The sequence below is a fragment of the Myroides pelagicus genome (assembly GCF_009711055.1).
In the GTDB taxonomy this organism is placed as follows: domain Bacteria; phylum Bacteroidota; class Bacteroidia; order Flavobacteriales; family Flavobacteriaceae; genus Flavobacterium; species Flavobacterium pelagicum.
In genome coordinates this window covers 155,530-167,478 of record NZ_WMJY01000002.1, presented here as the reverse complement: position 1 = coordinate 167,478, position 11,949 = coordinate 155,530, and the positions used below count along the sequence as shown (strand labels likewise).

Genomic DNA, 11,949 nt, shown 5'->3' with positions numbered 1-11,949 from the left:
ACTATAGATAATCGCTTAAGAAAAAAACTACTCCCCCTCAAAACTTATAAATTTTTTAAAGCTTGCTTGATTATAACCTCTACAGAAGCTTCAGGGTCAGCCTTAATAATCTTTTCAACTACTTTTTCTGCAGATTTACGGACAAAACCTAATACTTCTAATGCTGATAACGCTTCATCGGCATTTGTATTATTAATAATAGGTAAAACTTCATCAATGTTATAGAGTTTCACTACTTTTTCTTGTAAATCTAAAATAACTCTTTGAGCAGTTTTCACACCGATACCTTTTACCGCTTGAATTGTTTTTGAATCCCCAGCTGCGATAGCCTGAAGTAACTCTTTTGGTGGTATAGAGGAAAGGATATTTCTGGCAGTATTACCACCAATACCAGAAACAGATATTAAAAGTTTAAATAACTCACGTTCGATTTTATCTATAAAACCAAACAAAGTATGAGCATCTTCTTTTATTTGTAGAAATGTGTATAATCTAAGTTTCTCAGATGTACCAATCTGAGAATAGGTATGCAGGGAAATATGGATAGAATATCCAACTCCCCCGCAATCTATTACTACCTCAGTAGGTGTTTTCTCAACTAATCTTCCTTCTATATGCGCTATCATTCTTTTACTAATTTTATTCAAAAATAGTAATTATCTATACTAATAACTAATAGAAAGAATAGCTATACCATTAAAATGAAGATCTGTATATAATTAGTTTCTTATTTCTTCTTTCTGCCATCGCGCACTTGAGCATCAACAACTGCTACTGCAGTCATGTTAACCATCTCATCTACACTAGCACCTAATTGGAAAATATGAACTGCTTTATCTAACCCTAAAATGATTGGCCCGATAGATGTAGCTTTATTAAGCTCTTTAAGCATTTTATATGTAATATTAGCTGAATCTAAATTTGGAAATACCAAAGTATTTACTTTCTTGTCCACCAATTTAGAGAATGGGAATTTCTTTTTAAGCATCTCATCATTCAATGCGAAGTCAATTTGAATTTCACCATCAACAATCATATCTGGATATTGTTCATGTAAAATAGCTACAGCTTGTTTCATTTTACTTGGAGAAGCTTGTTGAGCTGAACCAAAATTAGCATAAGACAACATAGCAATTACTGGCTCCATACCAAACATTTTTAACGTACGCTCAGCCATAACCGCAATTTTCGCAATCTCTTCAGCTGTTGGATCTGGATTAATTGCTGTATCAGCCAAAAACATCGGTCCTCTTTTGGTAAGCATCAAGTTAGTTGTAGCTACTTTAGATACACCTTGTGAGCGAGGAATCAACTCTAACACTGGTTTAAGAACTGTTGGGTAACTTCTCGAATAGCCAGTAAGCATTGCATCAGCTTCTCCTTCATTAACTAACATAGCCGCAAAATAATTGCGTTCACGCATTAATTTAGAAGCATCATATAATGTAATACCTTTTCTCTTTCTTGTTTTCCAATAAGCATTTGCAAAACGCTCACGTCTTTCTTTTTGCTCTTCAGATTTTGGATCAATAATCTCTACTTCTTCAGTAAAATCTATCTCCTTTTTAAGCTCTATAATTGTCTCCTTATCTCCTAATAAAATAGGAATAGTCATTCCTTCTTCAAAAGCAATTTGAGCTGCTTTAAGCACATCTAAATGATCTGCTTCTGCATATACAACACGTTTAGGTTCGATCTTAGCACGATTGATAAGCATACGTACTAATTTATTATCATTCCCCATACGCGCCTGTAACTCTTGACAATATTTTTCCCAGTCCATTTCTTGCTTTGGAGCCACACCACTCTCAATTGCTGCTTTTGCAACTGCTGGAGGTACAACTGAAATTAAACGAGGGTCAAAAGGTTTAGGAATAATATACTCACGTCCAAAACTAAGTTTAGTCTCTCCGTAAGCTATATTTACTTGTTCAGGAACTGGCTCTTTTGCTAACTTAGCTAAAGCAACTACTGCAGCCATTTTCATTTCCTCGTTAATCTTTGTAGCACGTACATCTAATGCACCTCTAAAGATATAAGGAAACCCTAATACATTGTTTACTTGGTTAGGATAATCCGAGCGACCCGTAGCCATAATCACATCTTTACGTGTCTCAACAGCTAAATTGTAGTCAATCTCTGGCTTTGGATTTGCCATTGCAAATACAATTGGATTATCCGCCATTGTTAATAACATTTCTGGTTTTAATACATCAGCTGTAGATAAACCAATAAAAACATCTGTTCCTTTAATTGCATCCGCTAAAGAAATATCAGATTCAATCGCAAAATCACGTTGTAATTCAGAAATACGTGGATCGTCTTTCTTCAATACTCCTTTACTATTAAACATCTTAATATTTTCAATACGAACACCAAAAGCAACGTATAATTTAGCACATGCGATAGCTGCAGATCCTGCTCCTGAAACTACCATTGTAATCTCTTCCATTTTCTTTCCAGCTAACTCAACAGCATTCAATAATGCTGCTGCAGAAATAATAGCCGTTCCATGCTGATCATCATGCATTACAGGAATATTCAACTCTTCTTTCAGTCGTCTTTCAATTTCGAAAGACTCAGGAGCCTTAATATCCTCTAAGTTAATACCACCAAACGTTGGTGCTATATTCTTTACTGTCTCAATAAATTTTTCAACATCTTTAGTATCGACCTCAATATCGAATACATCGATATCTGAAAATATCTTAAACAACAACCCTTTACCTTCCATTACAGGCTTAGATGCTTCTGGCCCAATATCACCAAGACCTAATACCGCTGTACCATTAGATATTACAGCCACTAAGTTTCCCTTAGCAGTATATTTGTAAGCATTGTTTAAGTCCTTTTCGATTTCAAGACATGGCTCAGCAACCCCTGGTGAGTAAGCTAATGCTAAGTCTCTTTGTGAAGAATACTTTTTCGTAGGTACTACCTGTATTTTACCTGGTACTGGCTCTGCATGATATTTTAGAGCCTCTCTACGCAAACTATCTTTATTCATAAAATTCGTTTTAGGTTCGTGACAAAGGTAGTCTTTTTGTAGAATAATTAAAATCTATAGAAATCAATCCTTTAAAAAATCAATATTCCTCAACAAACCCGAATATTTTGTTCGCTTTACTGCAGATTTCTTAAATATTTCATTGAATGTCTCTACTGTCAGTTCTTGCCACTCATTTTTAGACATATTTATTAACTTTCTATTAGCATTAAATCGTTCTTCCTGATGAGGCTTTGCAAAGCGATTCCAAGGACAAACATCTTGACAGACATCACAACCAAACATCCAATCATCAAGTTTACCACTAAACTCAATAGGTATATTATCCTTAAGTTCGATCGTTAGATAAGAAATACATTTACTGCCATTCACAACATAAGGCCCCTCTATGGCATTTGTAGGGCATGCATCAATGCAACGAGTACATGTACCGCAATGATCTGTCGTAGGTCCATCATACTCTAACTCTAAGTCAATTATTAATTCAGCGATAAAAAAAAAGGAACCTGAGTTCCTTGCGATTAAATTATTATTCTTACCTACCCAACCTAGTCCCCCTCGACTTGCCCATGCTTTATCTAAGACAGGTGCAGAATCCACAAATACTCGACCATCAACCTCTCCTATTGTCTCTTGAATAAAACTCAACAATTCCTTAAGCTTATCTTTAATTACATAATGATAATCTTCCCCATAAGCATATTTAGAAATCTTAAAACCGTCTGCATTTTGTATTTCTGAAGGATAATAATTTAAAGAAAGTGATACAACACTCTTAGCCCCTTCTACTAACAAACGTGGATCTAAGCGTTTGTCAAAATAATTCTCCATATAATGCATAGAACCATGCATTCCAAGTCGCAACCAGCGTTCAAGCCTAGGAGCTTCTTCTTCTAAAAAATCTGCTTTTGAAATCCCACATGAAGAAAAACCAAGTCTTATAGCCTCTTGCTTAATTGCTAGAGACCTTTTCCCCTTATTATCTAACATAATGCACTAATCAAATAAATCGCCTTGTTTAGTTTGACGTACACGTGATAAATGCGCGTACGCTTTATCTGTAGCTTCACGACCACGTGGTGTACGTACAATAAAACCTTCTTGAATTAAATAAGGCTCATAAACCTCCTCTATTGTTTCAGCATTCTCTGAAACAGCCGTAGCTAAAGTAGAAACACCAACTGGCCCTCCTTTGAATTTATCAATAATAGTAAGAAGGATCTTATTATCCATTTCATCTAGTCCAAAAGAATCGACATTCAATGCATTCAATGCATACTTAGCAATCTCTATATCAATACTACCATTTCCTTTAATCTGGGCGAAATCACGAACACGACGTAACAGTGCGTTAGCAATACGAGGTGTACCACGGCTTCTTCCTGCTATCTCTAATGCAGCTTCAATAGAAATAGCAACACCAAGAATTTCAGAACTACGTTCAACTATTGTACCTAACAATTCCTTACTATAATATTGTAAACGACATTGAATACCAAAACGTGCACGCATTGGTGAGGTTAAAAGACCTGAGCGTGTAGTTGCTCCTACTAAAGTAAAAGGATTCAAATTAATTTGTACACTACGTGCGTTTGGACCAGTCTCAATCATTATATCAATCTTAAAATCCTCCATAGCTGAATATAGATACTCTTCAACGATAGGACTAAGACGATGAATCTCATCAATAAACAAAACATCACGTTCTTCTAAATTAGTCAATAATCCAGCAAGATCACCGGGCTTATCCAGAACAGGTCCCGAAGTTATCTTGATTCCTGCATCTAATTCATTAGCTAATATATTAGCTAAAGTAGTTTTACCTAGACCAGGAGGTCCATGAAACAAAGTATGATCTAACGCCTCTTCACGAAGATTTGCGGCTTTAACAAAAACCTTTAGATTATCTAACACTTGTGGCTGACCAGCAAAATCATCAAATGAAAGCGGACGTAACTTTCTTTCTATATCGTGCTCTTCAGATGAAAAATTTTTATTACTTGGGTCTAAATTTGCATTCATACGACAAAGATAAATGAAAAAAGGTCACTCTGATTAGAGTGACCTTTATCTTTATATAGAAAATAAAATTCTAGTGATTTAATTGTTCCTCACCTTCCATATAAGGCATATTTTGAGGAGCATAATCTTCAGGTAAACCAGGCTTACTATAATCATAAGGCCATCTGTAAACAACTGGTAATTCACCTGGCCAGTTTCCGTGGATGTGCTCTACTGGTGTAGTCCACTCTAACGTATTACCTCTCCATGGGTTTTGCGTTGCTTTCTTACCATAGAAAATACTTACGAAGAAGTTCCATAAAAACACTAATTGGAATGCAGATCCTACTAATGCAAATACAGTAATTAATACATTCACATCATAGAACTCATCGAATAATGGGAACGCTGTATTTGAATAATAACGACGAGGTAATCCAGCTAATCCAATGAAGTGCATTGGAAAGAATACACCGTACGCACATACTGCAGTTACCCAGAAGTGGATATATCCAAGGTTCTTGTTCATCATTCTTCCGAATAATTTAGGGAACCAGTGGTAAATACCAGCAAACATTCCATAAAGAGCAGAAATACCCATTACTAAGTGGAAGTGAGCAATAACGAAGTAAGTATCATGAACGTTAATATCTAAAGTTGAATCTCCTAAGATAATCCCAGTTAAACCTCCTGTAATGAACGTAGAAACGAAACCAATACAGAATAACATTGACGGGTTCATCTGAATGTTACCACTCCAAATCGTAGTAATATAGTTGAATGCTTTAACTGCAGATGGTATAGCAATCAATAATGTTGTAAAAGTAAATACCGATCCTAAGAAAGGGTTCATACCAGATACGAACATGTGGTGACCCCATACAATCGTTGATAAAAATGCTATACCTAAGATTGAAGCAATCATCGCGCGGTAACCAAAAATAGGTTTACGAGCATTACAAGCAATAACTTCAGAAGTAATTCCCATCGCTGGTAAAATAACGATGTATACTTCAGGGTGTCCTAAGAACCAGAATAAGTGCTCATACAATACTGGAGACCCCCCTTGGTAATGAAGAACCTCTCCTGCTAAATAAATATCTGACAAGAAGAATGACGTACCAAAACTTCTATCGAATAATAATAATAAAGCAGCTGATAATAATACTGGGAAGGAAACGATACCAATAATAGCAGTAACAAATAAAGCCCATACTGTTAAAGGTAATCTTGTCATAGACATTCCTTTCGTTCTTAAGTTAATAACTGTAGCTACATAGTTTAATGATCCCATTAACGAAGATGCAATAAATATAGCCATAGAAACTAACCATAAAGTCATTCCCATACCAGAACCTGGAATTGCTTGTGGTAAAGCACTTAATGGAGGATATACCGTCCATCCAGAAGAAGCCGGCCCACCTTCAACGAATAATGAAATAATCATTAATACAGCCGAAATGAAGAATAACCAATATGATAACATGTTTAAGAAACCTGAAGCCATATCACGTGCTCCAATTTGCAACGGAATAAGTAAGTTCGAAAACGTACCACTCAAACCTGCCGTTAATACAAAGAATACCATGATAGTACCGTGCATTGTAACTAACGCTAAATATGCATCATTTCTCATAACTCCATCAGGAGCCATTTTGTCACCTAATAACCATTTGAAAACTGTAAAAGATTCCTCTGGCCATGCGATTTGCATTCTAAACAAAAGTGACATCGCAATACCGATGATTCCCATGATAATACCTGTAATAAGGTATTGCTTAGCAATCATCTTATGATCTAAACTAAATACATATTTAGTGAAGAAATTTCCTTTATCGTGATGATCGTGATCGTGTGAGTGATCAAGATTTATTTCGTGTCCTACTGCTGACATAGTATAAATTAGTTTTAATACGTGAGTTTAATTTTACAACTGAGCAATTGCTTCTGTTGCTTCTTCAACTTTCTCTTCTACTACTGGAGCATTAGTTCCTTTCTCTGAAGCTACTTGTTCTTGTAACGTTGGTAATTCGTTTAACCAAGATTCAAATTCTTCTGGAGTTTCAACTACTACTTTCATTTGCATGTTATAGTGAGAAGCTCCACAAATTTTGTTACATAATAGTAAGTAATCAAAAGTATATGGTTCTAAAGCTTCATGTCCTTCTGCAATTAATTCTTGACTCTTTTCAGCGCGAATGTTGTTAATATTATTAACTTTCTTAATCATCGCATCACGAGATCTCATATCTTCCGTAGTAATTGTTGGAGTAAATGCAAACTGAGTTACCATACCTGGAACACAGTTCATCTGTGCTCTAAAGTGTGGAAAATAAGCAGAGTGTAAAACATCCTGAGAACGGAATTTTAAGACTACTTTTTTACCAAGTGGCAAATGTAATTCTTTTGCCATCTTATCATCAGCTGCGTTAGGATCTGACATATCAACTCCTACTACATTGATACCTTCGATAAAACGAACATTCGCTTTACCTAATGTATTATCTGTACCAGAGTAACGTACATCCCAACCAAATTGCTTAGCGTATACTTCTACAACTAGCACATCTTCTTCTTCATCAACAAACATAATGTCGTTCCAAGCAAATAGACCATAAAGGATCAAACCTGATAATGTAATTACAGGAATGATTGTCCAAATTGCCTCTAACTTATCATTGTCAGAGAAGTAAAGTGCCTTTCTTCCATTTATACCTCTTCCTTTGAATGCAAAGTAGTGTAGTAAGAATTGAGTAAAAATCTGAACTACAAAGATTAGTCCCATAGATACCCACATTAAAAAGTCAACTTTCTCCCCGTGTTCTGATGCAGAATCACTCATCAAAGGAAAACTTCCATATTCAACTAAACAAAAAATAGTGAAAACATAGATAAATCCTAAGAAAGCAAAAGTCAAATAACCATTTACGTTATTGTCCTTTTCATTAGCTATTTCTGAACTAATATCGTTAGGCTTTGATCCTACTTGAGTAAGATCGAATATTTTAGTTAATTGCCAAATAGCAATACCTAACAATAATACTACAGTTATTATTAATAAACTTGTCATTTGTTTATTTTTAAATATTAATAATGGAAATGTTTACTTTCTTCAATCAATGGATTATTCTTAGCTAATAATGGCGCTTTAGAAATCGCATTGAATCCTACAAAGATAAATAATCCAATGAAGAACATCAAAGATCCTATTTCTTCTACACCGATAAACCAAGAACCACCTACTGTACCAGGAGCAATCATCAAGAAGAAGTCAATATAGTGACCTATGATGATACATACACCTGCCATAACTACGATCCAAGTTAAACGTTTGAAATCTGTATTGATCAATAATAATAATGGCAATATAAAGTTCAAAACTAACATACCGAAGAATGGTAAGTTGTACTCTTGAATTCTAAAGATGAAATAAGTTACCTCCTCTGGAATGTTAGAGTACCACTGTAACATAAATTGAGAGAACCAAAGGTAAGTCCAGAAAATACTCAATCCAAACATAAACTTAGCTAAGTCATGTATGTGACTAGTATTAACAAAATCTAAATATCCTTTGTTCTTTAAGTACAATGTAACAAAAGCGATTGTTGTAATTGCAGTTACAAAGAAACTAGCAAAAACATACCACCCGAATAACGTACTATACCAGTGAGTGTCAATTGACATAATCCAATCCCAAGATGCCATTGATTCTGTAACAATAAAGAATGCTAAGAAACCTGCTGACGCTTTAAACATCTTTTTGTGGTATACTAAATCTCCTGTTGCATCAAGTGCTAGAGATTGTTTACGCATATAAACGCGGTAAAGATTCCATCCTCCTAAAAAGATAAGAGCTCTCACGATAAAGAAAGGAACGTTTAAGTAACCTACTTTACCTTGAATAATAGCATCTTTAGCTACTACTGCATCATCAGCCCAAATAAATAAGTGATTTCCACCTAAAACCGAAGCTAATAAAATAAGGAAAAAGATAATAGACCCTGGTAATAAATATGCTGATAGTCCTTCCATTACTCTAAACAATACTGGTGACCAACCTGCAGATGCTGCATAATTAATTCCGTGGAAAACTAAAATTCCTAATGAAACAAACATTACAAATATAGAACCTACGTATAACGCTGTCCAAGGTTTATTCTTTAACTGTCCATATACGTGCTCTGCATGATGCTCAAAATCAGCATCAGAATGCGCATCAGCAGATACATGGTGCCCACCATCCCCATGATGAGCCTGTTCTGTTAAGATCTGCTTTACTTCGTCAAGATCTTTTGGTGCACTGAAGAATCCATATGCAATTCCTAATAATCCTAAAACCATAAGGACGATTGCAAAAGTCTTCAAATTTTTTGAAAATGTGTACATATCTAAACTTTCAAATAAGTTTTACAATTTATTATTCTGATTTCAATTTTAATACGTAGTCTGTTACTAACCAACGCTCGTGTTGAGATAACTGATTAGAGTGAGACCCCATTGAATTCAAACCATAAGTAATTACGTGATAAATCCCTCCTTCTGTAAGTTCACGATCTTTATAATCTGGAACCCCCAAGAATTTTTCTTTCTTCACTAAATTACCTTTTCCATCTCCTTTTGCACCATGACAAACTGAACAGTAAATTGTATACAATTCTTTACCTTTTTCCAAATTTTTATCGGACTCAGCTAAAGGTGACTTTTGATTTACTTTTGCCAATTCTAATCCTTCTGGAGTATCTGGGTAAGCCTCCGGTTCATATCCTCTTGGGATTGAACCTTCAGCAGGTAATTGTCCTTCTTTACCGTTTTCGAATACCGTAGTAGGTACCTCCGAATATGTCTCATATGCTACTGATTCGTACATATTTGGCATAAACTGATAATTAGGACGCTCTTTATTAAAACAAGAAGTAGTCAATACTGATACTCCTACTAAAGCTACTATTTTATATATCGTATTCATTCTACAATTACTTTTCGATTACTTTAACTTCAACTGCTCCAGTTTTCTTGAAGAACTCAACTGCTGAATCTTCATCTCCATTTAAAGCAACCTCCATTAAGAAATGGTCATCTGTTGTTCTTACATCTGGATTTTCAGCTTTTTTAAATGGCCATAACTTACTTCTCATAAAGAACGTTAATACCATTAAGTGAGCTGAAAATAACACCGTCATTTCGAACATAATTGGAACGAAAGAAGGCATATTCTGAATAAAACTCATACTTGGTTTTCCACCAATGTCTTGAGGCCAATCAACAATCATGATATAGTACATCATAGCTGTACCAAATGACAAACCTACTAATCCGTACAAGAAAGCACATATAGCAATTCTTGTTGGTTTCAAGCCCATCGCCTTATCAAGACCATGGACTGGAAAAGGAGTATATACCTCTTCAATATGATGATGAGCTGCTCTAGTTTCTTTTACTGCATCTAACAATACATCATCATCATTGTATATTGCGTGAACTACTTTATTACTCATAACGAATTAATGATTTAAAGATTGATGATTTTCTTTACTGTCTCTCTCTTTCTTATAGTACTCTCCCGATGATTTCAAGATTGTTTTCACCTCTGCTTGTGCAATTACAGGGAAACTTCTCGAATATAATAAGAATAATACAAAGAAGAAACCTATCGTACCAATGTAGATACCAGCATCTACAAATGTTGGTTGGAACATTGTCCATGATGATGGTAAGTAATCTCTATGTAATGATGTTACAATAATCACGAAACGCTCAAACCACATACCTACGTTTACAATTAACGAGATAATAAATGAAGCCATGATATTTGTACGTATTTTCTTAAACCACATTACTTGTGGTGAAATTACGTTACAAGTCATCATTAACCAATATGACCACCAGTAAGGTCCTGTAGCACGGTTAAGGAATGCATATTGTTCATATTCTACTCCTGAATACCAAGCTACCCATAACTCAGTGATATAAGCCACACCTACAATAGAACCAGTAATCATAACAATAATGTTCATCAATTCGATGTGCTGAATAGTAATATAAGCCTCTAAGTTAGATACTTTTCTCATGATGATTAACAACGTTGTTACCATTGCGAATCCTGAGAAAATAGCACCTGCTACGAAGTATGGTGGTAAGATTGTTGTATGCCATCCAGGAATAACTGAAGTAGCAAAGTCAAAAGATACAATCGTGTGTACAGAAAGTACAAGAGGTGTAGCTAAACCAGCTAATACTAAAGATACCTCTTCAAAACGTTGCCAATCTTTTGCTCTTCCCGACCAACCAAATGATAAAATTGAATAAACTCTTTTCGTAAATGGTGTTATTGCTCTATCACGTAACATCGCAAAGTCAGGTAGTAATCCTGTCCACCAGAATACTAACGATACTGATAAATACGTTGAAATCGCAAATACATCCCATAAAAGAGGTGAGTTAAAGTTAACCCATAATGAACCGAACTGGTTTGGTAATGGTAATACCCAGTACCCTAACCATGGACGACCCATGTGTATAATTGGGAATAGACCTGCCTGAACTACAGAGAAAATTGTCATAGCCTCTGCAGAACGGTTAATTGCCATTCTCCATTTTTGTCTAAATAATAATAATACAGCTGAGATAAGTGTACCCGCGTGACCGATACCTACCCACCAAACGAAGTTGGTAATATCCCATGCCCATCCTACAGTTTTATTTAATCCCCAAGTACCAATACCTGTTCCAACAGTATAAGCCATTGATCCAACTCCCCATAGAAAAGCTATTAAAGCAATAGCGAATACTCTCCACCATAACTTATTCGCTCTCCCTTCTACAGGTCTAGCCACATCCACAGTTATATCATGGTAAGTCTTCTCACCAATAACTAAAGGTTTTCTAATGGGTGCTTCGTAATGTGACGACATAATCCTTTATATGTTTCTTTAATTAATAAT

At 35.3% G+C, this 11,949-nt stretch carries 10 protein-coding genes; all 10 read right to left on the bottom strand.

The window, feature by feature from the left end:
• Positions 1–44 precede the first annotated feature (44 nt).
• The 10 genes from ruvA to nrfD all read right to left on the bottom strand — a co-directional run bounded on the left by ruvA (position 45) and on the right by nrfD (position 11,919).
• Positions 45–626, bottom strand: a complete 582-nt coding sequence (gene ruvA / locus GJV77_RS01765) for a Holliday junction branch migration protein RuvA (protein ID WP_155034686.1) — start codon at positions 624–626, stop codon at positions 45–47.
• 101 nt (positions 627–727) lie between these two features.
• Positions 728–3,007, bottom strand: a complete 2,280-nt coding sequence (locus GJV77_RS01760) for an NADP-dependent malic enzyme (RefSeq protein ID WP_155034639.1) — start codon at positions 3,005–3,007, stop codon at positions 728–730.
• A gap of 63 nt (positions 3,008–3,070) precedes the next feature.
• Positions 3,071–3,997 (bottom strand): tRNA epoxyqueuosine(34) reductase QueG, encoded by a 927-nt coding sequence (gene queG / locus GJV77_RS01755; RefSeq protein ID WP_155034638.1) that lies wholly within the window; start codon positions 3,995–3,997, stop codon positions 3,071–3,073.
• A 6-nt stretch (positions 3,998–4,003) separates the two neighbouring features.
• A complete protein-coding gene (ruvB, locus tag GJV77_RS01750) occupies positions 4,004–5,029 on the bottom strand; it encodes a Holliday junction branch migration DNA helicase RuvB (RefSeq protein ID WP_155034637.1) in 1,026 nt (341 codons plus the stop codon).
• A 70-nt stretch (positions 5,030–5,099) separates the two neighbouring features.
• Complete coding sequence (locus GJV77_RS01745) at positions 5,100–6,902, bottom strand: cytochrome c oxidase subunit I (protein ID WP_155034636.1); 1,803 nt, start codon at positions 6,900–6,902, stop codon at positions 5,100–5,102.
• A gap of 33 nt (positions 6,903–6,935) precedes the next feature.
• Positions 6,936–8,078, bottom strand: a complete 1,143-nt coding sequence (locus GJV77_RS01740) for a cytochrome c oxidase subunit II (RefSeq protein ID WP_155034635.1) — start codon at positions 8,076–8,078, stop codon at positions 6,936–6,938.
• 17 nt (positions 8,079–8,095) lie between these two features.
• Positions 8,096–9,394 carry a quinol:cytochrome C oxidoreductase gene (locus GJV77_RS01735; protein ID WP_155034634.1) on the bottom strand — a complete coding sequence of 433 codons (1,299 nt, stop codon included), beginning with the start codon at positions 9,392–9,394 and terminating at the stop codon, positions 8,096–8,098.
• A 31-nt stretch (positions 9,395–9,425) separates the two neighbouring features.
• Positions 9,426–9,974, bottom strand: coding sequence for a c-type cytochrome (locus GJV77_RS01730; RefSeq protein WP_155034633.1), 549 nt, complete (start codon positions 9,972–9,974; stop codon positions 9,426–9,428).
• Positions 9,975–9,981: 7 nt separating this feature from the next.
• Positions 9,982–10,503, bottom strand: a complete 522-nt coding sequence (locus tag GJV77_RS01725) for a DUF3341 domain-containing protein (protein WP_155034632.1) — start codon at positions 10,501–10,503, stop codon at positions 9,982–9,984.
• A gap of 6 nt (positions 10,504–10,509) precedes the next feature.
• On the bottom strand, positions 10,510–11,919 hold the full coding sequence (gene nrfD / locus GJV77_RS01720; RefSeq protein ID WP_155034631.1) for an NrfD/PsrC family molybdoenzyme membrane anchor subunit: 1,410 nt from the start codon (positions 11,917–11,919) through the stop codon (positions 10,510–10,512).
• Positions 11,920–11,949: the final 30 nt, after the last annotated feature.

What these genes read in the sequence shown, in the direction of transcription:
- ruvA (WP_155034686.1), bottom strand. Translation starts at nt 626, where the DNA reads ATGATAGCGCATATAGAAGGAAGATTAGTTGAGAAAACACCTACTGAG.
- GJV77_RS01760 (WP_155034639.1), bottom strand. Translation starts at nt 3,007, where the DNA reads ATGAATAAAGATAGTTTGCGTAGAGAGGCTCTAAAATATCATGCAGAG.
- queG (WP_155034638.1), bottom strand. Translation starts at nt 3,997, where the DNA reads ATGTTAGATAATAAGGGGAAAAGGTCTCTAGCAATTAAGCAAGAGGCT.
- ruvB (WP_155034637.1), bottom strand. Translation starts at nt 5,029, where the DNA reads ATGAATGCAAATTTAGACCCAAGTAATAAAAATTTTTCATCTGAAGAG.
- GJV77_RS01745 (WP_155034636.1), bottom strand. Translation starts at nt 6,902, where the DNA reads ATGTCAGCAGTAGGACACGAAATAAATCTTGATCACTCACACGATCAC.
- GJV77_RS01740 (WP_155034635.1), bottom strand. Translation starts at nt 8,078, where the DNA reads ATGACAAGTTTATTAATAATAACTGTAGTATTATTGTTAGGTATTGCT.
- GJV77_RS01735 (WP_155034634.1), bottom strand. Translation starts at nt 9,394, where the DNA reads ATGTACACATTTTCAAAAAATTTGAAGACTTTTGCAATCGTCCTTATG.
- GJV77_RS01730 (WP_155034633.1), bottom strand. Translation starts at nt 9,974, where the DNA reads ATGAATACGATATATAAAATAGTAGCTTTAGTAGGAGTATCAGTATTG.
- GJV77_RS01725 (WP_155034632.1), bottom strand. Translation starts at nt 10,503, where the DNA reads ATGAGTAATAAAGTAGTTCACGCAATATACAATGATGATGATGTATTG.
- nrfD (WP_155034631.1), bottom strand. Translation starts at nt 11,919, where the DNA reads ATGTCGTCACATTACGAAGCACCCATTAGAAAACCTTTAGTTATTGGT.